This is a genomic window from Corynebacterium faecale, from assembly GCF_030408735.1.
GTDB lineage: Bacteria > Actinomycetota > Actinomycetes > Mycobacteriales > Mycobacteriaceae > Corynebacterium > Corynebacterium faecale.
In genome coordinates this window covers 2,915,956-2,942,414 of the sequence record NZ_CP047204.1, presented here as the reverse complement: position 1 = coordinate 2,942,414, position 26,459 = coordinate 2,915,956, and the positions used below count along the sequence as shown (strand labels likewise).

At 60.1% G+C, this 26,459-nt stretch carries 16 protein-coding genes; 6 read left to right on the top strand and 10 right to left on the bottom strand.

Going from position 1 to position 26,459, the window contains the following annotated elements; all coding sequences use genetic code 11:
- The first annotated feature begins 254 nt into the window (after positions 1-254).
- The 4 genes from CFAEC_RS13295 (at position 255) to CFAEC_RS13280 (ending at position 11,599) form a co-directional block, all read left to right on the top strand.
- On the top strand, positions 255-6,563 hold the full coding sequence (locus CFAEC_RS13295) for a DEAD/DEAH box helicase (RefSeq protein WP_290277574.1): 6,309 nt from the start codon (positions 255-257) through the stop codon (positions 6,561-6,563).
- A 13-nt stretch (positions 6,564-6,576) separates the two neighbouring features.
- The gene (locus CFAEC_RS13290; protein WP_290277572.1) at positions 6,577-8,871 is read left to right on the top strand and encodes a UvrD-helicase domain-containing protein; all 2,295 of its coding nucleotides are present in this window, start codon (positions 6,577-6,579) and stop codon (positions 8,869-8,871) included.
- Between the two features lie 672 nt (positions 8,872-9,543).
- Positions 9,544-9,747, top strand: a complete 204-nt coding sequence (locus CFAEC_RS13285; RefSeq protein WP_290277570.1) for a cold-shock protein — start codon at positions 9,544-9,546, stop codon at positions 9,745-9,747.
- A 427-nt stretch (positions 9,748-10,174) separates the two neighbouring features.
- Positions 10,175-11,599 carry an FAD-dependent oxidoreductase gene (locus CFAEC_RS13280; protein WP_290277568.1) on the top strand — a complete coding sequence of 475 codons (1,425 nt, stop codon included), beginning with the start codon at positions 10,175-10,177 and terminating at the stop codon, positions 11,597-11,599.
- A 15-nt stretch (positions 11,600-11,614) separates the two neighbouring features.
- Here the strand turns inward: CFAEC_RS13280 and CFAEC_RS13275 are convergent, their stop codons facing one another.
- Positions 11,615-12,709, bottom strand: coding sequence for a glutamate--cysteine ligase 2 (locus tag CFAEC_RS13275; RefSeq protein ID WP_290277566.1), 1,095 nt, complete (start codon positions 12,707-12,709; stop codon positions 11,615-11,617).
- A gap of 151 nt (positions 12,710-12,860) precedes the next feature.
- Here CFAEC_RS13275 and CFAEC_RS13270 point away from each other — a divergent pair, with 151 nt between their 5' ends.
- Positions 12,861-13,826 carry an NAD(P)/FAD-dependent oxidoreductase gene (locus CFAEC_RS13270; RefSeq protein WP_290277564.1) on the top strand — a complete coding sequence of 322 codons (966 nt, stop codon included), beginning with the start codon at positions 12,861-12,863 and terminating at the stop codon, positions 13,824-13,826.
- Between the two features lie 62 nt (positions 13,827-13,888).
- Here CFAEC_RS13270 and CFAEC_RS13265 read toward each other — a convergent pair whose 3' ends face one another.
- The 4 genes from CFAEC_RS13265 to CFAEC_RS13250 all read right to left on the bottom strand — a co-directional run bounded on the left by CFAEC_RS13265 (position 13,889) and on the right by CFAEC_RS13250 (position 19,464).
- Positions 13,889-15,049: an McrC family protein gene (locus CFAEC_RS13265; protein WP_290277561.1), complete on the bottom strand. Its 1,161-nt coding sequence runs from the start codon at positions 15,047-15,049 to the stop codon at positions 13,889-13,891.
- Positions 15,046-16,746 (bottom strand): McrB family protein, encoded by a 1,701-nt coding sequence (locus CFAEC_RS13260; protein ID WP_290277559.1) that lies wholly within the window; start codon positions 16,744-16,746, stop codon positions 15,046-15,048. Before CFAEC_RS13260 ends, CFAEC_RS13265 begins: the two co-directional genes overlap by 4 nt.
- Positions 16,747-16,823: 77 nt before the next feature.
- On the bottom strand, positions 16,824-18,134 hold the full coding sequence (trpB, locus tag CFAEC_RS13255; RefSeq protein WP_290277557.1) for a tryptophan synthase subunit beta: 1,311 nt from the start codon (positions 18,132-18,134) through the stop codon (positions 16,824-16,826).
- 349 nt (positions 18,135-18,483) lie between these two features.
- The gene (locus CFAEC_RS13250) at positions 18,484-19,464 is read right to left on the bottom strand and encodes a bile acid:sodium symporter family protein (RefSeq protein ID WP_290277555.1); all 981 of its coding nucleotides are present in this window, start codon (positions 19,462-19,464) and stop codon (positions 18,484-18,486) included.
- Positions 19,465-20,007: 543 nt separating this feature from the next.
- Here CFAEC_RS13250 and CFAEC_RS13245 point away from each other — a divergent pair.
- Complete coding sequence (locus tag CFAEC_RS13245; RefSeq protein WP_290277553.1) at positions 20,008-21,099, top strand: NADH:flavin oxidoreductase/NADH oxidase; 1,092 nt, start codon at positions 20,008-20,010, stop codon at positions 21,097-21,099.
- A gap of 39 nt (positions 21,100-21,138) precedes the next feature.
- On the opposite strand, the gene CFAEC_RS13240 is transcribed toward CFAEC_RS13245, so the two are convergent.
- The 5 genes from CFAEC_RS13240 to trpB (CFAEC_RS13220) form a co-directional block, all read right to left on the bottom strand.
- Positions 21,139-21,522, bottom strand: a complete 384-nt coding sequence (locus tag CFAEC_RS13240) for a Rieske (2Fe-2S) protein (protein ID WP_290277551.1) — start codon at positions 21,520-21,522, stop codon at positions 21,139-21,141.
- Positions 21,523-21,614: 92 nt separating this feature from the next.
- Positions 21,615-23,201, bottom strand: a complete 1,587-nt coding sequence (locus CFAEC_RS13235) for an efflux permease Rv1217c-related protein (protein ID WP_290277549.1) — start codon at positions 23,199-23,201, stop codon at positions 21,615-21,617.
- Positions 23,198-24,049, bottom strand: a complete 852-nt coding sequence (locus CFAEC_RS13230; RefSeq protein WP_290277547.1) for an ABC transporter ATP-binding protein — start codon at positions 24,047-24,049, stop codon at positions 23,198-23,200. Before CFAEC_RS13230 ends, CFAEC_RS13235 begins: the two co-directional genes overlap by 4 nt.
- A gap of 310 nt (positions 24,050-24,359) precedes the next feature.
- Complete coding sequence (gene trpA / locus CFAEC_RS13225; RefSeq protein WP_290277545.1) at positions 24,360-25,202, bottom strand: tryptophan synthase subunit alpha; 843 nt, start codon at positions 25,200-25,202, stop codon at positions 24,360-24,362.
- Positions 25,202-26,458, bottom strand: a complete 1,257-nt coding sequence (trpB, locus tag CFAEC_RS13220) for a tryptophan synthase subunit beta (protein WP_290277543.1) — start codon at positions 26,456-26,458, stop codon at positions 25,202-25,204. Before trpB (CFAEC_RS13220) ends, trpA begins: the two co-directional genes overlap by 1 nt.
- Position 26,459 lies beyond the last annotated feature (1 nt).

Sequence of the window (26,459 nt, the reverse complement as noted above, 5' to 3'; positions counted from 1 at the left end):
CGCCATGCGATGCGGTAGGTGGAGGCGACGGGTATGGGGCCGGATGGGGTGGTCCAGGTGCCATAGTCCTTTTCATAATCAATGTTAAATTATAATCCTATAAATGTAATTAGGAAATGCCTGCTTGAATTTCGGTTTCTGAAGGCTTAACCAGTGAAAATCCTTGGACTTCGGAAGCGTGTCAAGGCTGCCGGGTAATCTTTCTAGGCAGAACAGTTGTTTTCTTCCCTCGGTGATTTTTCGGTTGGAGATCCATGTCCACGCTCATCCCAGCCCATGTGGCCGGCAATATCCTTGAAGGTCTCACGGAATACTTGACCACCAGCTTCTCGCTTGCGGATCAGGAGACCGGGGAGGCGCTCAAGCGGTTCCTCGGTGATGCTGATGCCGGGATGTTCCACGGACCGTATGTGAGGAGTCGTCTCCCCTATGCCCAGGCGCGGGACTGGGAGGGTGTGCTGTCATGGTTACCGGAACACTTCGTGCCCTACCACCACCAGGCGGAAGCGTTTCGCAGGTTGCGGTCGGTTGATGAGCACGGCGAGCGGCGTCCTGATCCCACCTTGGTGGTCACCGGCACCGGCTCGGGTAAGACAGAGTCCTTCCTCTACCCCATCCTGGATCATGCCCGACGCATGCGGGCCCAGGGGCAGCGTGGAGTAAAAGCGCTGTTGCTGTATCCGATGAACGCCCTGGCCAATGATCAGGCTGATCGCCTGGCCCAGCTGCTCACCGAGCACCCAGAGTTGGAAGGTGTCACCGCAGGTATCTACACCGGTGAATCCTCCGGTAGTGGTGCTACCAAGGTGAGTAAGAAGTCTTTGATCACCAACCGTGAGAAGATGCGTCAGGATCCACCGGATCTTTTGCTCACAAATTACAAGATGTTGGATCAGCTACTGCTGCGCAGTAATGACCGTGAGATTTGGGAACATTCCGCGGAGTCTTTGCAGTATCTGGTTCTGGATGAGTTCCATACCTATGACGGCGCTCAGGGCACGGATGTGGCGTTGTTGCTGCGTCGTCTGGGTTTACAGCTGAAGTCGCATCAGCCAACGGGTTTCCTTGATGGGGAGGCCGCTGCCCGCCCTCTTGGACAGGTAGTGCCGGTGGCCACCTCAGCCACCCTGGGATCCGATAAGGCCCCCGGTGACGGCACCAACCCCATGCTGGAATTCGCGCACACCATCTTTGGTGAACGCTTCGCCGATCATGCCATCGTCTCAGAGAAGACTCTCACCATTGATGAGTGGCGGGAGGAGATCGTTGCCACCTTCGGTAGTTCCACACTGGACGCAGAGGGCCGAGACCTCCCCGCTGTTGAGTTGATCAATGAAATCTTGGATCTCATCGCAGAAGAGGACGCAGCTAACGGTTATGCCGAGCGCACCTTTGAGGTGTTCTGTGAAAAGATCTGGCACTGCGCGCCAGATCTGAAACCAGCCATCGCCAACTTCGCTGATCATGAACTCACCGCTGCCCTGCTTGAGCATGCTTCTACGGCAGTGCCGATGACCCACCGTGAACAGGATCAGACCAGCACGCTGCCCGAACTGGTACTGGGTTCCACGTTCCGGTTGCTGGGAGAAGAAAAGTCCAGGGAGTTCATCACCCATGCACTGACCGCTATTGCGTATCTGCGGTCCGCGTGGGGTGTTGAGGATAAGTGGGGTGGCAAGAGGCTCCCCGGTGTGGAGACCCATCTCTGGGTTCGTGAGGTCTCGCGGATTGACCGGGCCATTGCTATCCCTGAGGATGGTCAGCTGTTCCGGTGGTTTGATGACGGCCCGGCGGAAGAGAGCGGCGAGGACAACGTTCCCTGGCTGCCCGCCTGTTATTGCCGCAGCTGTGGTCGTGCCGGGTGGATGACGGAGCTGGAACCTGGCACCGATGCTCCCCTGATGGAAGGACCGGCCATCCGGACCGGATCGCTGAAGAACCGGGAACGTCAACGCCCACTCTTGGATGCCACCTCTGAATACCGTAATGCCATTGACGCCGGGCGGGCTGTTGCAGGGCCGCGTGGTACCGATGGTGAATCTGCCGTGTTGTGGCTGCACACCGATACCCGGGAACTTTCCACCCGCACCCCGCGCGATGAGGAACTAGAGCGTGAACAGTCCATCCCGGTGCTCACGCACTTCGGCCCGGATGCGGATGATTTTGCCGGTGAACAGCGCTGTCCTTCCTGCGGTGAGAATGATTCCATCCGCTTTATCGGCTCCTCGGTGGCCACTCTGCTCTCCGTGGCGCTGTCCAATCTTTTCGGGATGCCCGAGTTGGATCCCGCGGAGAAGAAAACACTCATCTTCACCGACTCTGTTCAGGATGCCGCCCACCGCGCCGGTTTCGTCCAGGCTCGTTCGCGAGCTTTCGCGCTGCGTACCTTCACTCGGCGCGCGGTCGGTGATGGTGAAGTCACCCTGGATCAGCTCCCGGATCGGTTGATGGAGCTAGCCGATGATCCCCGTTCCCGCTATGAACTCTTGCCACCGGACCTGGTGGATTTTGATCAGTTCAAAAGTTATTGGCACCCTGATGCCACGGATTCGGAGCGTCGAGAAGCAAACCGCGAGGCGCGCAGACGCCTCGGCTTTGACCTGGTGCTGGAGTTCGGCCAACGTGCGCATCTCACGCGCTCCCTGGCGCTGACGGGTTCGCTCACCATCAGCGTGGACACCCCGGAGGCAGCCGCGCTCACAGCCGCAGCTGAGGCGCTCACAGCCGTCGCCTCCCCCACCCTGGAGATGAACAACCGCGCCCTGCAATTGGCGTGGGTCCAGGGCGTGCTGGAGATGACCCGCCTGCGTGGCGGTGTCCATCATGAATGGTTGCAGCCCTATCTCAGAGATGATGGCAATGCGTATCTGTTGAACCGTCGGGAGGCACGTGCACGCGGCATCCCCGCTTTCCCCAGAGGCGGTTCACCAGAATTTCCCCGGGTGGGCCCACAGCTGACCACCGCTGCCCGACGTGACACCGGCACCACCCCGTTGGGAAGTCCACGGGGGCGCTTTGCCATCTGGACGGCCAAATTGCTTGGTCTGGGCACACACGATGCGGCCACCGCGGTGGCCAAGCTTTTCGACGAGCTCTCCCGACGCCACATCCTTGACTCAACGCCCACTGACTCCGGCGGCACCATCTACGGTCTGAGCGCGGACCGCATCCGCATCGGGGCAGAAGCTGAACCATGCATTCTGGAATGCACCATCTGCCATTCCCGCATCGGTGTCTCCGCCACTGTCCGCGATCGTCTGGATGGACATCCATGTTTCACTCCCGGCTGTGCGGGGCATCAGGCAGCCCTGCAAGTGGAGGACAATTATTATCGTCGCCTCTACTCGGCCAGGGAACCACGCACCGTGGTGGCCAAGGAACACACCGGTTTGCTGGACAAGAAGGTCCGCCTGCAGTTGGAACAGTCCTTCCGTTCCTCCACCACCACCGCACCCAATGCCCCGAACGTTCTCGTGGCCACCCCGACGCTGGAGATGGGTATTGATATCGGTGATCTATCCACCGTCATGCTTGCCTCTTTGCCCACTTCGGTGGCCAGCTATGTGCAGCGTGTGGGTCGCGCCGGGCGCCTCACCGGTAACTCCCTGGTGATCGCCCTGGTGCGGGGCCGTGGCATCACACTTCCCAAGCTGAACCAGCCGTTGTCGGTGATCTCTGGTTCGGTGACTCCCCCGGTGGCGTTCCTGTCGGCGGTGGAAATCCTCAACCGTCAGTTCACCGCCTATCTGGTGGATTCAATCGATACCCAGGCGGAAATCCCTGAACTCGCCACCGCGGTGGATGTGTTTAATCAAATACCCGGCGAACCGGCCCTGGCTGACATCATCGTCGCCCGGGTGCGCACCGGGATTGATGATCTTCTTGATTCCTTCATCAGCTCTCTGAACGGTCATGTCGATGGCGACACGGTGGCAAGTCTCCGTTCCTGGGCCTTCAGTGATGAGGCGGACTCCCTCATCGGAAAGATCAATGTTTCACGTGAAACATGGAAAAACGAACAATATGATCTCCACTCCCGTCGCGGTCTCCTGAATGAGCGACTCGACGAACTCAGCCTCCGGTCTGATGAGCATGATCGTGAACTCAAAGAAGAAAAGCGGATCATCAGAGCCTCCCTCCGGCATGTGAATTATCAACTGCAATCCATCGTGGAGGGCCAGCATTGGATTGGGTCCATGGAGCGTTTCGGTTTGCTGCCCAACTTCACCCTCCTGGATGATTCCGTGGAACTATCCGTAGCGGTGTCCAAGTTCAATCCGCAGGAAATGGTCTTTGACACTGAAGCCTATTCCTACTCCCGCGGTGTCTCCTCCGCGCTTTTCGAGCTCGCGCCAGGCGCCACGTTCTATGCCCAGGGCATTGCCGCCACCATCGACGTCGTGGAGATCGGCCATCAGGGATCAGCCATCGAACAGTGGCGGATGTGTCCTTCTTGTTCTTACTCAGCAATCCTCCTTGGGGAGAATCACACCCCAGGTTCCTGCCCGGAATGTGGATCGCCAGGATTTGCAGACAAGGGGCAGATCATCGATGTGGTGCAGATGCGCAAGGTCTCATCCGAGGTGGAGCAGACCCGCGCCATCATTTCCGACAACCGCGATGACCGCTACTCCGCCCGCTTCCACCAACATGTCAGTTTCACTGTTCCCGATGGTGGCCGCGGTGCATCCTGGTACCTCACGGAGGGCTTCGGCGTGGAGCACCTGCGGCAGGTGGAGATCCGCTGGCTCAACCTCGGTCAGGGCAATGGGCAGAAACTGCCCTTGAGCGGCGGTGAGATTGATGCCCCGCTCTTCCGGGTCTGCAAGCACTGCGGGCACCTGGACTCTGAGGCCGGTTCCAACACCTGGCATGATCACCGCCCCTGGTGCCCACAGCGTAATGAGTCCGAAGAAGACACCGTCGCCTTCGCACTCGGACGCACACTGCGCACTCAGGGTGTTCTCCTGCTGATCCCGGACCGCTTCACCAGTGCCGCTGACACCCTCACCGTGCCGAGCCTGATTGCTGCGATCAAACTCGGCTTCAAGGAGGTATTGGGTGGCGATCCAACCCACCTGGATGTGGCCACGGTTCAGGTTGCACGCCAGGACGGTGGTTCCGTAGATGCGCTCCTCCTCCATGACAAGGTTCCCGGTGGCACCGGTTACCTTTCCCAGTTCACTGATCCTGAGTCGGTGCACAACCTGCTCAGCCGAGCCTGGGAGCGGGTGAACTCCTGCGAATGCCAGAATGATCACCGACTGGCCTGCCCGGACTGCCTCCTCCCCTATGTCCGCAGTCGCTCCATGGAAGTGACGTCTCGCGCCGCTGCGGAGGGCGCATTGAGTGCTATCCTGCTGGATACCTCCGCCCCGGATGAGAACGTGGATCCGACCACAACGCAGTGGAACATTCAGGAATCCCGTCCTGCCCCTTCAGAAGAGTCCAAGCTGGAGCTCCGCTTCCGGGTATTGATCCGCAAGGCACTGGAGGCCCGTCACGCCACCATCGTGGACCGTGTCTTTGATGGCCGACCTCAACTGGACATCACCTTCACCGGTGGAATGCGGTGGCGGATGAGTGCCGAGCGGGAGTATGTCTACACCCGCCCTGACTTCTTCTTTGAACCCCTCAACGGCAATCACCGTTCAGTGGGCGTTTTCCTCGACGGTAAATCAGCCCACATTTCTGCTACTGCCTTCCGGGTTCATTCCGATATTGAAAAGCGCACGCGCCTGACCAATGAACTGGATCCGGTGCTGCCCTGGAACCTGACGTGGAAAGACCTCGACAGCTTCGGCGACCCAGTAACTGAAGAACCTGCGTGGGTACATCCAAAGGCTGAGGCGCTGGTGAGCAGGAACCCCATATTGGATCAGGCCTCATTGAAGCTGATGAAGGGGTCCCCCGTGGATCTCCTCCTGGCCTATCTTGCAGAACCCACGAAACCAGCCTGGTCTGAGTATGCGCATGCGATGGCATTGCATGTGTTCTCGCACGCCCCCTCGAAACAGGATGGGCACCCCGTGGGCACCCTGATGAATCAGATCCAGCTCCGCTGCATCATGGGCAACAAGAAACTCCGCGCTAAGGAACTCAAACTCCTCACCGACGGCCCAGACGATCTTCCCGAGGATGTCTGGAATACCTTCCTCACGCTTGCCAACCTCATGTGGTTGGCCCCTGATGATGCACTGGTGGTGTCCACCAACAAGACTGCCACTTCCCCAGTGGAGGTCGCGGCAGCTGATGAGGTTGGCGTGGATAAGCACGCAGCCGTGGCTGCCGGTTGGGAGGACGCCTTTGAAGAATTCGCTGACGATATGGAAGTGGAAAAGGCGCTGCGCACGCTCGCAAGCGCCGGCGTCACTCCCACCGAGGTGCTCGGCGAGGAATTGGAATCCGTGGCCACCGTTCTGGTGTGGCCGCAGGAGAAGGTTGTTCTCCTCTTCGAAGCGGATGATGAAGCCGATGCCGTACTTCTAAACAAGGGCTGGACCGCGCTGCATGCGGATTCGCTCAGCGCCGATGACATCCCCACCGCACTGTTGAACTCGTAGGAAGGACACTTAAATGACTGTGTCAATCAGTATCCATGGCTCACTCAATCTGGATGGCAGCATCAAAAAAGTCACCATGGACTTCCTGGACAAGCTAGGCCAGGACCCCACTTCCCCGGCGCTGAACGTGGAACCGATCATCGGCAGTGTTGATCCCCGCGCCCGCACCGGCCGCGTCAACTTGCAGTACCGGGCTGTGATGTTTGAACTCACCGACGAGTTTCAACAACACTTCATTGTAGCTGGTGTGTACCCGCATGATGAGGGCATCGAGAAGGCTAAGAAGATTCGTCTCGATGTGAACCCGGTCAACGGCATCACGCGGTTGATTGAGGAGACGGCGCCAGTACGTCAAACCACCGCGGACCTGGAATCGCGTCGCAAAGCAGAGAAGGCAGCGGCAACCGCGCACCATCAGGCCGAGCAGGAGGTCACCGTTGACCTGCCTAAGCCCCGTGACGCATTTGAGAACCGTGGATACACGCCGGAGCTGCTGGAGCAGGAGCTCGGCATCGAACCCGCAGCCACCCAGGTGGTGATGGGGCTGGACTCCGAGGACAATATCGAGGATGTGCTCGAGGGCAGCCCGGCATGGGAACGCGATGCGCTGCTCGGTATCGTCGCGGGCTTCACCATCGAGGAAATACGTGAAAGCCTGGGCATCAAGACCACCGACGCGTTGACCGAGGAGGAACGCAACTCGGACAAGGCGATCATCGAGGGCCTGAAGAAGCCCGGCGCCCGCATGGAGTTCGCTTATATCGAAAACGTGAATACCGATGAACTGCGTAAGGTCATCGATTCCGGTGATTTCCACTCCTGGCGCGTGTTCATCCACCCGGATCAGCAGGCAATCGTGGAGCAGAACTTCTCCGGCGCCGGCCGCGTCTCCGGTGGTGCTGGCACCGGCAAGACCGTGGTGGTGGTTCACCGCGCCAACCGCCTGGTCACCTCGAACGGTGCCACACCGATGCTTGATAGCGCCCCACCCCGCGTCCTTCTCACCACCTTTACCCGGGGGCTTGCGGAGAGCCTCAAATCCCAGATGAATGCGCTCAACCCCGCCTTCCCCGAAGCGGGTGAACCCGGTGAACGCGGTCTGTGGATCAGTGGCATTGATGCCCTCGTGCGGAAGATCCTTGATGATGCCGCCCTGTCTGAGTTGGTCGCCGCAACCGAGCAGGTGATGGGCAGGGCCTCCCGCCAGGCCCGTGTGCTCTCTGACAATGACACCAAACAGCACTGGATGGATGCACTCCTCTTGGCTGGGCCGGATCTGTCGCCGGAGATCGCCAACCGAACCTTTCTCTCCCAGGAATTCGAAGCCGTGGTGCTGGCCAACCAGATCACCACGCAGGCTGCCTACCTCCGGGTTCCGCGCCCGGGGCGCGGCACCTCCCTGAACCGCGCACAACGCAAACAGGTCTGGCCACTGATAGAAGCCTTCATGAAGTCCACGGCACGTGATGGCCAGTTCTCCTATGTCGGGCTGGCCACCATCGCTGCTGTGGTTCTGGACAACCGTTTCCAGTCCACCGGCCAGCGCACCTTCGATCACGTGCTTATCGACGAAGCCCAGGACTTCCACGCCGGCCACTGGAAATTCCTCCGTGCCTCGGTTGGACCGGGTGCAAATGACATCTTCCTCGCCGAAGACTCCCACCAGAGGATCTACGGCCAGCGCTATGTGCTCAGCCGCTTTGGCATTGAGACCCGCGGGCGTGCCTCACGGCGCCTGACACTCAACTACCGCACCACCCGGGAGAACCTGGGTTATGCACTCGGTGTGCTCACCGGTGAATGGATCGACTCTGAAGGCGAGGAGGACTCCACCCACGGTTACCGTTCCGCCCGCTCCGGTCCCCTGCCACGACTGCTCCGCTTCGCCACCGAAGGCGAAGAGATTTCTGCAGTGGCCGAATTGATAGCCGGATGGCAGGACGGGGACGACGATGCCCACATCGGTGTGCTCACCCGCACCCGCCCCCTGATTAACCGCGCGGTCAATGGTCTGGCAGATCATGGCATCCAGGCGGTGAAAACCAAGAACGCAGAATTGGCATCACGCGAAGCAGTCAGCGTGATGACGATGCACGGAGCCAAGGGCATGGAATTCACCCACGTGGTGCTGCTGGGCATCACCCAGGATGTCCTGCCGTTCAAGCTGGTGATGGCGGGTTTGGCCGAAGCCGAGCGCGAAGAAGCCCTCCAGATGGAACGCGCACTGCTGTATGTGGCGGCCTCCCGTGCGCGTGACGAGCTTGTGATCACCACACATGGTGAACCCTCGGATCTGCTTCCGGCGTAGGGCATAGGGCGTAGGGCGCTGGGCGCTGGGTTTGGGGATTTTTCGGGGCTTCTTTGGGCAATCTGATCGTGGCGGATAGTGTCCAGATTAGTTTTGATAGAAAAGCTAATTTTGACACCGGACCCCGTCAGGAACTGGCGCTACGCGGCGTGGTTGGGTGCGGGGATCAGCCGCCAATAAGGGCTGGTGCTTGATTGAATGACTCTTTTTCGCCAGCATTCAGACGGCTTGGGTTTGTTCTCAGCGGTGTTTGCTGAATCGGTGAAAAGAAATTCAGCTCGGCTGCTTGAGTCCCGTGGAAGTGGGTGATCGCAGTGGTTGAAGAAGTGGATACCCACTTAACCTGCTGGTTGAGCCACCGGAATGCGCAGCTGGGTTTCTTGACTGGGCAACGATTCACCTCCCCCGGTTGACCCTTTTCCACCCCATTTTTCTTAGAAATCAGCCGAGACACTATTATTAATCGCCAATCTGTGGCACACTAGTTGTTGGTCGCGGTTTCTGTATGCAGTGTCTAGGTGCTCGCAAAAGAATTACACGCGAGCACCCGGTTTTTCCTCAACCAAGCAGTAACTGCGGAGGTTGATGGTCGCCGAGGAGTTTTAACGACCCGGGCGTCAGTGAATCATGCTGGCGAACGTAGCATCACCTCATAAGAAATAAGGTATTAAAATGGCACAGGGAACTGTGAAGTGGTTCAACGCTGAGAAGGGCTTTGGTTTCATCGCTCCTTCCGACGGATCCGCTGACGTATTCGTCCACTACTCCGAGATTCAGGGTGGCGGCTTCCGCAACCTCGAGGAGAACCAGCAGGTTGAGTTCGAGCTCGGCGAGGGCGCTAAGGGTCCTCAGGCTCAGCAGGTTCGCCCGCTGTAAGCTCCACTCTCTCTAAAGATTGACCGTCACACCTCCGGGTGTGGCGGTTTTTCCATTCCCCAGCAGGCGTAAGTGGGTTAATTGCTTGAGGGCGGGCTAAAGGGCTTAACCCCTTAACCCCCCACGCCGTCACTTCCGAAGGTGCGCTTCCGGTTGCTGTGTCTTCCTGTCCCTGCATGCTTTTGCCGGGGACGGGAAGGAGCGAAACGTACATAACGTCACAAGATTTCTGGGAAAAGGGGCGGTTTCCCCCAAGATCTTGTGACGTTATGTAGGTCGAAGGTGTCCGCGGACATGTGATCTGGATCATATGTAGCATCGAAGTTATGACCGCTCAGGTAAATCAGGCCAAGCACTCATTCTTGTGGCTGGAAGATGCTCAGTCACAGGACTTTCCCCAACTTGATGGTGACACCGGACCGCTGATGTGGCAGTGATCGGAGGTGGCATAACCGGGCTCACCACTGCCCTGCTGCTCGCCCGGGAGGGTAGATCGGTGTGTCTGATTGACCAGGGCAGAATCGGCACCGGAACCACCGGATACACCACCGGCAAGGTAACCAGCCAGCATCATCGCACCTATGCCCGCCTCGCCAAGACCCACGGCAGTGACAGTGCCGGCCACTATGCCATGGCCATGGAATCAGCCAAGGAACGCATCGCGGGTTTCGTCGATGAAGGTATTGACTGTGATTTCCGTCGTCGCTCATCTTTCATCTACGCCACCAACGCCTCGGAGTGGAAGCTCCTGGAGGCTGAGACCAGGGCTGCCAAGCATGCTGGCCTGCCCGCCTTCCTGGATAAGGATGTGCCGCTGCCCTTCCCCACCCACGGTGGGATGCGTTTTGATAATCAGGCGGAATTCCATGCGGGACGCTATACCGCCGGCCTCGCCCGCCTGGCCACGGAGGCCGGGGTGGAGATCTATGAAAATACCCGGGGCACCGATGTGGATGAAAATGATGGTGGTTGCATCGTCCACACCCCACGGGGGCAGATTCGGGCTGGGCATGTCGTGGTGGCCACCCTCATGCCGTTCCTCGACCGCGCTGGGTTGTTTATCCGCGCTCACGCTTCCCGTTCCTATGTGCTCACCACACGGGTGGAGGGCGATCTTCCCGGTGCCAGTCTGATGGCGGTTGGTTCCCCGATGCGCTCCATCCGGTCTGTGCCCCATGACGGTGGTGAGTTGTTGATGGTGTTGGGAGAAAGCCATCACACCGGTTCCCCCAAGGCCCAACCGGAGCGTTATGAGCAGCTGGGTGAGTTTGTCCAGAAGCACTGGAAGGTGGAATCCTTCGAGCACAAGTGGTCAGCCCAGGACTATATGCCCGATGACGGTGTCCCCTATATCGGACGGGTCAATGCGCGATCGAAGCGGGTCTATGTGGCCACTGGTCTGAAGAAGTGGGGCCTGACAGCCGGCACACTCGCTGGGATGCTCATCACCGATGCCATCGGGCAACGTCGTAATCCCTGGGCGGGACTGTTCTCCACCACCCGCGTCAAGCCTTTTGCCGCTGCACCGAAGTTCCTCACCGAGAACACCCGGGTGGCCGCGAGGATGGTTGGTGATCGTGTGCTCAGCCTGAAGCAGCCGGACATCACTGATCTGGCGCCCGGTGAGGGCGGGATCGTCAACTCCTGTGGGAAGAAGGTCGCCGGTTACCGGGATGAGGATGGCCAGCTTCATGCGGTGTCCAGTGCGTGCACCCACCTTGGTTGTCAGGTGGCATGGAATGGGGCGGAACGAACGTGGGATTGCCCCTGCCATGCCTCACGGTTCACCGTTGACGGGGAGATTCTCAATGGCCCGGCGACCCGTCCCCTGCCGCCACGGCCTACCCCCTGACCAATGCCCTGAGTTTCAGGCGCTGCGGTGGGTGATGTCCAGGGCGGTGGCGGTGACGTCGATAAGCTCATTGCGCATCGCATAAGCCGCGCGCTGGCGCCGCGCCCCGGTGCCGTCGCGCAGGATGTCGGACACCATCGCCTCGACTGTCTCCTGCTCCCCGTATTCCGCCAGCACCGGACGGATGTGGTTCAGCAGCCGGTCAAGCACGGACCTGGCGGGTGCCGGGGCGCCGGTTTCCGGATCGATGAGCTGCGCGTCAATCCCATAACGGCTGGCCTGCCAGGACCAGATCTCCAGGATCGATGCGGGGACATCAGGTGCCGGGTTGCCCGTCGCCCAGTCCCGCGCAGCCGTTTCCACCAGGGCCCGGATCAGCGTGGCGATCACCGCGGCGTGTTCCGCCTCCAGGCAGACATCAGCCACCCGCACCTCAATGGTGGGGTGATGTTCGCAGACCCGGGCATCGAAGTAGAGCATGCCGGTATCCAACGGAACCCCGGTGTCCAGCAACGCCTTCTGGTGGAGGTCATATGCGTCGGCGGAACCGAACACATCGGTTGGGCCGGCGGTGGGCCACCGGTTCCACGCCTGATAGCGGTAGGAGGCGAAATTAGTATCAACCCCCTGCCAGAACGGGGAGTTGGCACTCAGCGCCACCATGACCGGTAACCACACGCGGATCCGATCCAGCACCGCCACGGCCTCTTCGCGGGAGTACACCAGAACATGAACATGGTACCCGCAGGTAAGTTGCTCCTTCACCGTGAAACCGAACTGCTTACTGATTTTGATGAAACGCAGATCCGGAACCAGGTGCGGGGTCACACGACCCGGGGCGGTGGGCAGAGCCACCACGCGGGCACCCACCTGGTTGGCTGCGGCCTCGGCCAACACCCGGCCCGCCCTGATTGTCTCCAGCTGATCCTCAAGGGTGAGCTGCGGCGGGCAGGCGATCTCTATCCGTTCCCGTTGGAACTCGGTGGTGATATGGTGCCCGCTTGCCGCATTTCCTCCGCTCAAGGTCACGGCCTGATCCCCGGCTGGCAATGGAGTCAGAGTGACTGCATCCACCACCAGCAGTTCTTCCTCTACTCCATAGGTGCGCATGGACTTATATTGCCCGTTGGTGCAGGGGCCCGCAATGACTTTAAGTATTCTTTCCGGGTGGGGGGTACCCGGTGTTTCCGTACAGTGGGACTCCAACGGTGTTCTGGATCGGTGTTCTTGACCGCAACCCCCTTTGGAGGTCCCCCCTGTGATGAGTGCTCAGCTTCCCTCCGCCGTGGACGTGCTTGTGGTGGGTGGTGGGCCCGCCGGGCTATCGGCGGCGACCTGGCTGGGCCGCTACCAACGTTTAACCCTGGTGGTTGATGCTGGCCAACAGCGCAACCTGCCCGCTGACCATGCCCACGGATTGTTGGGGCGGGATCCGATTACCGCACAACAACTCCTTGCTGATGCCCATGCCGACCTCCGGCAGTACCCCACGGTGAGCATCCACCGTGGCTCGGTTTCCGTCCTGCGCCGTGAGGAGGATGGTCTGTTCCACGCCGTGGTGGACGGTACCGGAATCACCGCCCAGCGGGTGGTGCTGGCCACCGGTGTGCGTGACAGCTTTCCGGAGATCACCGGATTCCGTGACCACTACGGCACCGATGTATTCCACTGCCTCGCCTGTGATGGCCTCACCGCCCAGAATCAACGGGTGATCGTGTTGGGAGCCGGTGCGCATGTGCCCGCCTATGCTGCGGAGCTGCTCGACTGGGCAGACAGCGTCAGCATCATCAACACCCCGGATGCGCCGTTCACCGAGGAGCAGCGGGCCGTACTTTCTGGTCATGGTATCGAGGTGATGGAGGGCATGCCTGAGAGCTTGATCGGTGAACCCGGAGCCCTCACCGGGGTGCGGTTGGCCAACGGAGAGGTGATTAACGGGAGCAAGGTGTTTTTCTCCTATGCCCACCACCCCACCAACGAGCTGGCCACTCAACTGGGATGTGAGGTCGACGCCGAAGGTCAGATTGTGGTGAATTCTCTCTTCCTCACCAGTGTGGACGGGGTGTACGCCGCAGGCGATATCACGGTGGGTTTGCAGCTGATCCCGATCGCGATCGGCACGGGCACCACCGCGGGCATCGCGTGCGCCACTTCCCTGCGCGGCCATCACACCCACCCCGCCGCCTCTAATCCGGCACCGCCGACGGAGCGGTTCAGCGCCCCTTGAGGTGCTTATCGACGAAAGCCACTCGACCTCCCCGCCAATGTTTCACGTGAAACATTCACAATTCAGGGTGCTGTGGGTCGAGCCAGTTCCCTCACGCTCTGCAGAATCGCATCGGGTTCGCGGGAGAGATCGATGCCCATGATGCGAATGCTGATCCCTGATCGGTTGACGTTGATCCTCTGGATGGGCCTCGCCTGTGGGTAGATCAAGGTGGCTTCGGTAAGGCCCAGCGTCACGGCATAGGACAGTGCCTGATAAAGATCCTGGGACTTCGGAGCGCCGACTTTGTACTTGGTGTCCATCACCGCCACTACCGCTCCCCCGTCGGTGAGGACCAGATCCGGGTAGATCGGATAGTCAGACTCTGTATCCAGATGGATCTTGTATTGCGTGTGGGTGGTGAACCCTGGAGCCTCCCGTCGCAGGGCACTGGCTACGAAATCCTCGAACACCTCCCACATTTTCAGAATGATTCCTTGGGCTCCCAGCTCCCCCGCATGCACCTGGATGCCGGTGTGTTCCAGGATGAATTCAGCCAGCGTGATAACCGGAATGAAGCGTTCGTTGAGTCGGCCTGGTTGCCACAACGGCCTCAGGGTACCCGGGGTGAGTGGCTCAACGTTGACGAAGAGTGCCCGGAGATTCTGTAGCTTCCGGATTGCCGTCGACTGGTGTTGATCCCACGTCAGCACCTCCAGCATCACATCAATGGCAGATCGCAGGATACGGTTCTCAGGGATGTTGTGGTTGTAATCATCATGCTCAATCTCCAGGGGAATGAGTTGGCCATGATGGCGGCTGAGTTGATCGGCCATCCGTATCCGACCCCGGAGAGTGAAGTCGGTGTTCTCCACAGTCTGATAACCGCGAAGCAGGCCGGTCCTGGTGGCATCACCCAGCATCAAGGCGTATACCTCGGCCAGGCCCTCGATCAGATCCGAGGAACCAAGAGCGGAGGTTTCAGGGCGCCACACCATCCCCGTGCGTGCGTAGAGCATCATCCAGATAATCGAGTTCACCGGAAGCTTGGGGGCGATACTGATTCGGAGATCACCAACTGACACCACCCCACACACATTGCCCACCACCACATCAACGATGCCCGCCACCGTGGTTGGCCTCACCTCTGCAATCCTCTCGGTGATCAGCCAGGAGGCTTCCATGGGATTGAGCTCCACGCGGGAGTAGGTAGATGCCTCCCTCCAGTGGAGGTGGCGGGTCACTGCTCCCCCGCTGCCAGGTTGGCAACGGCACGGATATCGGCGAGCGCGAAGTCCTTTCGCACGCGATCGTGCTGACCGTAGAACATCTCATCCAGAAGTGGGAAGATCTCGGTGTTCCACAGCCTGTTCAGTCCTTCGTCGGTGGTGGCCTTTTCCCTCATGAAATAGCTCGGGCCGATCATCTGATCACGTCGGTCTGCATGGGCGCCGATCCGGCGGTTGAGTTCCTTCCACACGCCGACCACACCACCTGGCACATTATTTCCTTCGCACCACCTTTGGAGCATGTCATGGGTGGGGTTCAGGTCGGGGTGCAGTTCTATGAATGCGAAGCGACGCCTCATGGCGGAATCGACCAGTGCGATGGAGCGATCACTGGAGTTCATGGTTCCGATGATGAAGAGGTTTGTGGGCAGAGTGAAGTGGTCCCCGCTGTACATCAACTCCACCACCTCATCCCGGTACTCGAGTAGGAAGTACAACTCACCGAAGATCTTGGACAGGTTGCCGCGGTTGATCTCATCGATGATGAGGAAGAACTCCTTCTCCGGATTGGCGGTGGCCTTCTCTGCGAGCCGGCGCAGAGGTCCGTGCCGGAGCTTGAGCTGAACCGCGCCCGTCTCGTCGGCGACCGGACGGAATCCCTCAAAGAAATCCTCATACGAATAGGAGGGATGGAACTGCACGAAAGAGAGATCTGCGGTGCGGCTGGCAGCCAGTTTCCGGGCCAGGAAAGTCTTTCCGGTCCCGGGCGGTCCATAGAGAATCAACTGCCGCTTGGCCTCGAGGATCTCAAACAATCCGTCGAGCCACTCAACATCCACGAGGAGTTCATCGGCGAGTTCTTGAAAGGTATCTTGTTCTACCACTGCCTGTTTTTGCTCTGTAGTGTCATCTTCATCCTTGATGGTGGCATGCGTGGGATCCCAATCTTCGCGCTCGTCGTAGAAGTACCAGTCCCTCCCCTTCTCCTTTTGTATATGCTTCAGCGCGGCGGCGACACGTCTCTCCAAAGGGAAGGTTGCCTCTTCCGGAGTGAGGATGTGGCCATAATGCTTATCGATCTTCTTCAGGTGGCTGGCAGAAGTGATCGGGGCGAAATGCTCGGGCATGAAAAGGAAACTGATTGCCCGCCGGATCTGTGGAGCCCGATTCTTCGGCTCCCCACTATCACGGAAAATTACTGCCGCGAGTTGTTCTGGATCCGAGGCGGTTGCTGTCCTCTCATCCTCCGTCAGAGCGGAGAAAATCACCCCGAAATCAATGAGGTCCCAGAACTGACGGAACCGGGATGTGTTGTAGCCGGTACCACCGTTCAACACACCTCCGGCGTTAATCGCATTGCGAACCTCATCGGTCACTCGCACTGGAGGGTCGCACAGACTAGTGACTGCCTCTACCCGCGAGATCTTCGTTGCCGGGTTCACGTTGATGAGCACCAGTAGATGTAGAAGGTAAAGCTCCCCGAAGAGCAACCGGGCTCCATTAGAGGCTCCTTGGAGCTGGGTGACAATCTTGATGTCAAAGGACTCAGACGTTTCTATGGGATTGTCGGTATAGCGATCCTTTAGTTCCAGGAAGTTTTCCTGGGTCCAGATCAGCTCATCGGTAAGTATCGATTTCTGATCTACCAGACAGTGGTGGAGAAATTTCTGCCCCAGTCCCCTGAGAAGCGGATGGCCATTTTTATCAATCATGCTTCCACTGTAGGTGTGAACCTCGCGCCCCACGCTCCTGCCTGCGGCGGCGGGGGGCGGGGCGTCGACAAGCATGGCTAGTCGGTGTTGCCCTGCGGGGTCAGGTCATCCAGCACGCCGAGGACATCAACCTCAGTGAGGATATCGGTGGCCGGGTCCAGGGCCGCATGATCGCCCAGGAGCTGGCGGACATAGGCGACATCCTTGTCGCCACGGCCGGAGAGGTTGACCAGGATGTTGATGGGTTCGGTCGCCTCGGCGGCCATCTTGAGTGCGTGGGCCAGCGCATGGCTGGATTCAAGGGCTGGGATGATGCCCTCGTAACGGGAGAGCATGCGGAAAGCCTGCAGCGCCTCGGCATCTGTGGCTCCCACGTATTCTGCGCGGCCGGTGTCCTTGAGGTGTGCGTGTTCCGGGCCCACACCGGGATAATCCAGGCCGGCTGAGACGGAGTGGGAATTGCGGAGGTTGCCTTCATCATCCACCAGCGCGTAGGAATGCGAACCGTGGAGGTTGAGCTTATTGCCCTCGTGGATCGGGGCACCGTGCAGTGGGGTGTCGAAACCATAACCGGCCGGTTCCACCCCGATGAGGCGGACATCGGAGTTGCCCGGCTGATCCTCCAGGTACTGTGCGAAGGCACCGATGGCGTTGGATCCGCCACCGACACAGGCGACCACGGCACCGGGAAGCGCACCGGTGCGCTCCAGCATCTGCTCCCTGGATTCACGCGAGATCACCGAGTGATAATCCTTGACCAGTGTGGGGAACGGGTGTGGGCCGGCAGCGGTACCCAGCAGATAGTGGGTGTCCTCCAGATTGGTCACCCAGTCATTGATGGCCACGTCGATGGCGGAGCTGAGTCCGTTGCCGGACTGTTCATCCACAGCCACCACCTCAGCACCCATGAGGCGCATGCGGTAAACATTCGGCTGCTGTCGGGCGACGTCCTTGGCCCCCATGTACACGGTGCACTTCATGCCGAAGAGTGCTGCCACCATCGCGGTGGCGGTGCCATGCTGGCCGGCGCCGGTCTCTGCGATGAGTCGGGTCTTGCCCAGACGCTTCGCCAGCAGCGCCTGACCGATGGTCTGGTTACCCTTGTGTGCACCGCCGTGGACCAGATCCTCCCGCTTGAGGAAGATCCGCGCCACTCCCCTCCCCTGCCCCTCGAGAGGCAGGTTCGCACATTCGGTGATCGGGGTCGGACGTCCCAGGTAGTTGGTGTAGAGATCGTTGAGCTCCTTCTGGAACTCAGGATCTTCGATGGCCGCCACATAGGCCTTCTCCAGTTCATCGAGTGCTGGGAGGAGGACGTCTGGGACTACCTGTCCTCCGTATTCGCCGAAGTAGGCATTGATGAGGGTCTGACGTGAGGTGGTGGTCATGTGGTGTGCGCTTTCTGGGGAACAGTGATGTGGGGAGTGCGGGCATCAATCTGACGCGGGTAACCAGGCAGAACTGCTTTCCGGAGAGAGGTCTGGCCTTGTCCAAAACCCTAACATCTGGCGGTGGTGTGGAAGAGAAGAATTGTGGGCGCAGTGCGCGGGCATCGGTGATGTTTCACGTGAAACATTGGGTGTTGGTAGTGGCGCGCGGAACCCCGGAAGCGAGCAGCGGCCGCTGAGGTGATGGCGGGCGTAGATGAACAAAAGGGCTGTGGAAAACAGAAACGGTGACCTCCACTGAAGGTGGGAAGGTCACCGTTGATCTCTTGACGTCCTGGATGGATGGAGGCTAGCTGGTCGTGTTGGCTTTCTGCTCCTCAGCTTCCCTGCCATAACGGGCAGCAAGCCAGGCGCAGATCATGAGCTGAATCTGATGGAAGATCATCAGCGGGAGGATGAGTAGACCCACATTCGCACCACCGAAGATGACAGCTGCCATGGGTAGGCCCGTGGCCAGGGATTTCTTCGTGCCACAAAACTGGACTGCGATGGAATCACCCCGGTTGAAGCCGATGCGTTCTGCGATGAACATGGACAACCACAGCATGGCCATGACCAGCGCGATCGAAAACACGATGATGAACGCCAGATCCCACACACTAACCGTGGACCAGATTCCGGCGACCATGCCCGCGGAGAAGGCAGAGTAGACAACCATGGCGATCGAACCGCGATCCACGATCTTGGTGGCCTTGTTGGCTGCGAAGCCCTTCACCCAGCGCCTGGCGAGCTGCCCGATAATGAACGGCAGGAGCAACTGAATGGAGATATCCACGAACACCCGGAGATCAATCTCCGCTCTCCCACCGGTGGTCATCAACAGCATCACCAACAGAGGCGTGAAGAAGACGCCCGCCAGGTTCGACAGCGACGCCGCAACAATGGAGCCCGCGACATTGCCCTTGGCTATCGACGTAAACGCCACCGACGACTGCACGGTGGACGGCACCAACGTGAGGAAGAGGATTCCCATGTAGATGTCATCGGAGATGAAGAACGTCAACGGCTCCAGGCCGATGCCGATGAGGGGGAAGATCACGAAGGTGATGGCGAGGATAGTCAGGTGGAGTCGCCAGTGCTTCAGACCATTCAGCGCCTCCTGTGTGGACAATCGCGCGCCATAAAGGAAGAAGAGCAGGGCGATGGCGATCTTCACTGCCACATCGAACCACTCCGCGAATGTTCCACTCGCCGGAATGATGATGGCAACGATCACCGCCAGGATGATCAGGACGATTAACGGATCCAACCGTTTCAGGCGTTCAAGCATGTGTTTAGTGTACGGTTCCCAGATGATCCCCGGGCGCCCTACTGCCCCGGCTTCGGGTGGTGGCATCGTTGCGCGCTGTGGGCCCATGTCTGAGCTGGGGTGGGCAGGTGCCTGATCGTGGTGTAATGTTCAGGCGGTTAGAGTTATTACGGGTTCGCTCTCGTGACTGTGGCTGTGTTTTCGGCGCAGTGGCGGGCTGGTTCGGCCTGGTTCGTTGGGTCGGCCGAGAGTGGGCGTGGCCTAAAAATCTGCGAGCAGCACCAATGGGGTTTGGGGCTTCTTGATCATTAAGTTTGTTTATCTACTTGACCCTTGATGGGCTATATCAACTATTTATTGTTTAATTCTGGGCACTTTCCGTTATTTGAAGATCGATCTGGGGCCACTTTCCTTTTGGTCACAGTGATTTAACTCAGATGGGTTCAGGGCCGGTTGGGCCGGGTCTTCGCGAAGTCATTTTCGAGTGATAGATGTTATCAATCGTGGGGTCCGTGGGATGTCGCTGATGATCATCTCTGTGGGGTGTCCGCTATCGTCTAGTGCATGACTTCACTCTTCTCCCCCATCACGCTCCGCGGGCTGGACATTCGGAACCGCGTCTGGATGGCACCCATGTGTCAGTATCAGGTCACCACTCACGACGGGGTTCCACAGGAATGGCATGCGGTCCATTATGGTGCCCGCGCTGCCGGAGGATTTGGCCTCATCGTGGTGGAGGCGACCGGAGTGAGCCCGGAAGGTCGCATCTCCCCCGCGTGTACCGGGCTCTGGAATGACGAACAGGTTCAGGCATGGAAGCGCATCACCGACTTTGCCCACTCTCAGGGCACGCCCATCGGAGTTCAACTCAACCATGCGGGGCGTAAGGCGAGCACGCATCCCTGGCTCCCCGGTCAGCCCAGTGGCACGGTGCCGGTTGCGGATGGTGGCTGGGAGACGGTTGGTCCCAGTGCCGTTGCGCAGAACGGCTTGGATATTCCCCGCGAGATGACGCTGGAGGATATTCACAAAGTCATCGATGATTTTGTGGCGGCATCACGTCGGGCGGTTGAGGCGGGCTTTGACACCATTGAGATCCACGGCGCCCACGGCTACCTGCTTCACCAGTTCCTCACCCCGCTGGCCAACACGCGCACCGATGATTACGGCGGAACCTTCGATAACCGGACACGCCTTATCCGCGAGGTGGTCGTGGCCGTCCGTGCTGCGATCCCCGAAGGCATGCCCCTGCTGGTCCGTCTCTCTGCAACCGATTGGATCAAGGACGAACCTTCTTGGGATGCCGATCAGACCGTCAGGCTTGTTCATGTGCTCAAGGATCTCGGCGTGGACGCGGTTGATATTTCCACCGGCGGTGCCGCCTCGGCATCCATCCCCGTCGGGCCCGGTTATCAGGTGGAGTTCGCCGCGCGGGTGAAAAAGGAGGTGGGGATCCCGACCTCTGCGGTCGGTCTCATCACTGAGCCCCGCCAGGCTCAGACGCTTATCGACGAAGGGCTGGCCGACATCGTTACCCTCGGGCGTGCTGTTCTGAGGGACGCGTCGTGGCCACTTCGGGCTGCTCACGAATTGGGACTCTCCACGGAAGAGATCCCCTACCCCGCCTCCTACTGGCGTGGAGTGTGGTCACACTAGAAGGTGCCGCAATGTTTCACGCGAAACATCGTGCCTGTTTTAGATGACCGACGCGCTAAGAGTGTCGCCCTCCTGGGTCAGGTTAGCGTCCCGTAATCCACTCTGGGAGGGACCTGAGATGAGGGAACCATCCACGATGGAGAACTTGGAGTTGTGTTTGGTGCAGGTGACCACGTCACCCTCCACCTTGGTGATGAACTGACCCTGGTGGGGGCAGGCCGAAGAATAAGCGACGAACTCCCCTTCCGTGGGCTGCGCGATGATCACCGAACCGAGAATCACCGCACTTCCCACAGGGACCTCAGTGGCTTCCACCTCTTTGGGTGGATTGCTTCCACAGGCAGCGAGGAATGCCCCGGCGAAGGTGGTGGCTGTTCCCAGGAGGAAGGTGCGACGGCTACAGGCTGGCGTTGACTGGCTCATAACTCCAGTATCGTCCGTTTGTAGAGGAACAGCCAATTGCCGAACCCCCGATGTTTCACGTGAAACATCGGGGGTTCGGACACGTGTGGAAGCTAGCGGATCTCGCGTTTCCAGGTTCCGATCAGGCCTGCGAAGACCCCGATTAGGCCCAGCCCCGCGAACACCCTCAGGGTCTCCATGTTCTCCCCCGTTGCGCTGAGAGTGTGCGACAGTGGCGAGAGATCGATCTGCGCTTCTGACAAACCCAGGATCAGACCCAAGGTGGTGACGGCAGCCGCTGCAACCACGGGCACCCATGCCAGCTGGATCAGACGTGGCGCCCACCCCGCCAACAAGGTGGCGATGCCGACGAAGATGAAGGTCTGCAGAACCATGGAGAAGCCCGCCATGAGGACGACCGCGTCTCCATCCTCCACCTCCCCATTCTGGATGCGCAGTGCGATGAGACCACCCACCGTTGCTAGTGCCGCACAGCTGATTGCGTTCACCAACGCCGTTACCACCGCGCCCAGAAGGGGCGCGTACCGGGGAACGCCGACCGCACGGACGGTGTCGATAAGCCTTGATTTTTCGTCCGTAATATATCCCACGAGTGGTTGTGTCACCGCCACGGCGACCAGCACGGCCACCATCTGGAAGACGTAGACGATGAATTCTGTCTGTAGTTCGCCCTCCGGCAGGAGTTGTTGGATGACCACCAGGGTGGAATCTTCCTGTTCGATCAGCGGGATCAGCGAGTCCACCAGCGGGAGGATGGAGACGATGATGATTCCGCATGTGAGCGACCACGCGATGGTGGCGCCCCGGCTGGTCAGGAGATTGAGGCCGACGAGGCCTCCGATCCTGCGCGGTCGGGAACGTCTGGTGGCGCTGGCCGGGATAAGCGCGGAGTTGAACTCACGGATCCGATCGAGCAGCAGCGCCACTGCGAGCAGCGCTGCACAGGCCACCGTGAGGATGGCGATGGCCACCCAGTCATCGTCGGTGAACGGCATGATAACCGTGCGCCACCCCAGCGGTGAAATCCAATTGAGGGAGTTGGCGAATACTGAATCATAGGTGTCCGCGAACATTCTGAGCAGGAACGCGACCGCAACGGACAGCAGGCCCAGGCGTGCCAGGTTGGTGTTCCTCCCCCACAGGGATTGGAGAATGCTGGTTAGTGCGATGAAACCAGCCATGGTCAGGGTGGTCATTATTCCGTAAGTGACCGACCCCTCGACGGTGATTTCATCGGTGCTCAGGTAGCGCAGGGCAAGCAGGATGAGTGTGCTGCCCACGCCCACCAGCACCGCTATGAGGAGGGATGTCACCAGAGCTGCGCTGAGGATCCTGGATCGCGGGATGCCGGTTGACTGGAGGAGCTCCGCCTCGCCCCTCAACTCCGCGCCACGGTGCATCGCGGTGATGAGGAGGACACCCATCACCGCGGCGAGGACACAGGTCCAGGCACCGGTCTCCCAGGTGGTGAACTGACCGATGGTGCCAGGGGGTGGGAAGAAGCCATACATCGCCCGGGTGCCCATGTTGTCGCGCATGCCGTCCACAAGCGGGCCGCGATCGGCCAGAGTGGGATAATACTGGAGATAAGCGGGAGGCGTGACAGCAAGAAAGGTCCACAGGCCCAGCGACCACCAGATGATCATGGTGCGATTCAGTCTGAGGTTGAGGCGGATCATGGGGCATCCTCCCCGTAGTGACGGAGGAATATTTCTTCCAGTGATGCCGGGGTACTGATGATGTCCTCTCCCCCGGTGTCAATGATCGCCCGGAGGATGGCCGGCACGGAGGCCGCATCGGTGGTGAGGCTGAGGTGGCCGTTGTGGAACACCACATCCGGTAGACCCGAGAGTTCCGCAGGAAGGGATGTGAGGGTTGCACTGATCTTGTGAGCCGAGATGCGCCTTAAATAACTGGTCTCATTGGAGGCCACGGAACGACCCTCCTTGATCACCGTCACATGATCACACAGGGACTCCACTTCGCTGAGAATATGGCTACTCAGGAGGGCTGAACCACCCTGATCGCGAAACCTCCGGACCTCCCTGATGAAGACATTCTCCATCAGCGGGTCCAGACCGGCGGTGGGTTCATCCAGAATCAGCAACTCCGGTTCAGGGGCGAAGGCGGCGATCAGTCCCACCTTCCTCCGGTTGCCGGTTGAGTACTCGCGGACCTTCTTATCAGGATCCAGCTCGAACGCATCAATGAGTTCCTCTTCCCGGTGCCGGTTGGTGGGTGTGCCCCGCAGTGATTCAAGCGCCCGGAACACCTCCCTGCCGGTGAGGTTCGGCCATAGCGCGGCATCACCCGGAACATAGCCCCCTCGTTTGAGTACCGAAGGGTGTTTGACCGGGTTCCTCCCCAGGACCTCGACAGCCCCGGAGGTGGGTGTGAGCACGCCGATGAGCGTGCGGATGGTGGTGGACTTTCCAGAACCGTTGGGGCCGAGGAAACCGTGGATACTCCCCTGCTCCACCGTGAGGGAGAGGTCATTCACTGCTGTGACAGCCCCGAACTTCTTCACCAGGTGGTGGATTTGGATGGCGGGCGGGTTGGCGGGCGGGTTGGCGGGCGGGTTGGCGCCCGGTTCAGGGTGAGGGGCAGGGCGAGAGTCTGGGTGAGGGGCAGGGCGAGAGTCTGGGTGAGAGTCTGGGTGAGGGCCAGGACGAGGGGCAGGGGGCGGGCTGCTGGGAGGGCTCATGTCCCCCATTCAACCCGCTTCCCGCCGCCCGCGTGAGATGGCGAGCGTTGTAGTTTTCTCGGCAGGAAAAACAAAACCGGCGATGTTTCACGTGAAACATCACCGGTTCGTGGGAGTGCCAGTCAGGCAGCGGTTAGCTCTTTTTCGTTGCAGCCTTCATCGCTGAGACAAACTCAGAGAGCTCTTTCTTCAGGCCGTCCATGTCGGAGATGGTGGACGGATCCGGGTGCTCGCCCTCGCAGTAGGAGGCGATGATCTTGGTGATGGCGGAACCGGTGATGGCCCCTGATGCGCCCGCGGCGATTGCATCTGCCACATGCTGTGGGGAGGAGATGCCGAAGCCGAGGAGGATCGGTGCACCACCGAAACGCTTGATATTGTCCACCACTTCGGTCAGGCCGGCGGTGCTGGATTCACGTTCGGTGCCGGTGACACCGTCACGGGAGATGGCGTAGATATAACCCTTGGATGCGGCACTCACGCCCTCCAGTGTGGTTTCCGATGCCTTCGCCGGGGCGATGAAGATTGGGTCCACGCCCGCTGCCTCAGCCGCCTCGATGAAGGGGGCGCCTTCGCGGACGGGTACATCGGGAAGCAGGATGGAGTCAGCGCCAGCTTCGGCGAACTCCCGGTAGAACTTATCCAGGCCGCGGGTGAACGGCACGTTGCCGTAGATGAGCATGCCGATGGGGATCTCCGGATAGGCCTCACGCACGCGGGCGATCAGGGCCAGGCAGGAGTTCACGGTGGAGCCACCATCGAGTGCGCGGAGATGGGACTCCGCCACGGTGGGGCCATCGGCCACGGGGTCGGAGAAGGGCACACCCAGTTCCAGGGCATCAGCGCCGGCCTCGATGGTGGTGCGGATGATCTCGAAGGAGGCCTCCGGGTTGGGATCGTTGACCATGATGAAGGGAACGAAGGCCCCCTCCCCTGCCGCATCCAGACGGTTGAACAGATCGGTATAACGGCTCATTAGCGGTTCTCCTCCTTGAGGATCAATTCCGGATTCTCTTCCAGGGTGCGGCGGATATGATCCACGTCCTTGTCTCCACGACCGGAGAGGGAGACGAGGATGGAGATCTCCTCACCGTTTTCCTCGGCCAGCTTCGCGCGCTTGAGGGCGTAGGCGAAGGCGTGCGAGGATTCCAGAGCGGGGATGATGCCCTCATAGCGGGCCAGGTACTGGAAGGCCTCCAGTGCTTCTGCATCGGTGATGCCCACATAGGTGGCGCGGCCGGAGGCATGCAGATGTGCGTGCTGGGGGCCTACACCCGGGTAGTCCAGTCCCGCGGAGATGGAATAGGATTCCTCCACCTGGCCGTCGGAACTGCGCATCAGATAGGAGCGGGTGCCGTGCAGGATGCCGATCTGGCCGTTGGTGATGGTGGCTCCGTGCTTGCCGGAATCCAGACCCTCGCCTGCCGGCTCAGCGCCGACCAGTTCCACACCCTCCTCATCGATGAAGTCAGCAAACATGCCGATGGCATTGGAACCGCCGCCGACGCAGGCAACCACAACGTCGGGCATCTTGCCGGTGCGCTCGAGCATCTGAGCCTTGGACTCCTCGGAGATCACCTTGTGGAACTCGCGCACAATTGTGGGGAATGGGTGCGGTCCGGCGGCGGTGCCCAGGAGGTAGTGGGATTCGTGGAAGGTGGCGGTCCAGTCACGCAGGGCCTCGTTCACGGCGTCCTTGAGGGTGCCGGAGCCTGACTCGACCGGGATCACCTTCGCGCCGTGCAGCTGCATGCGGTAGACGTTCGGCTGCTGGCGGGCCACATCCTTGGCACCCATGTAGACCACGCACTCGAGGTCCAGGAGGGAGCAGGCCAGCGCGGTGGCGGTGCCATGCTGACCGGCGCCGGTCTCGGCGATGATGCGCTTCTTACCCATGCGCTTGGCCAGCAGCGCCTGGCCGATCACCTGGTTGGTCTTGTGGGCACCACCGTGGACCAGATCCTCACGCTTGAGGAAGATCCTGGCGTGGCCTCGTCCCTGGCCGGCCAGGGGCAGGTTGGAGCATTCGGTCAGTGGGGTCGGGCGGCCGAGGTAGTCGCGGAGGTAGTCAGCGAGCTCCGTGCGGAAGTCCGGGTCATTGGTGGCATCGACGAATGCCTTCTCCAGTTGATCCAGGGCGGGCAGGAGGGATTCGGCGACAAACTGTCCACCGAACTCGCCGAAGTAGGCGGGCAGCAACGTGGTGCCACCGAGTTTCTTCTTGTCAGTCATG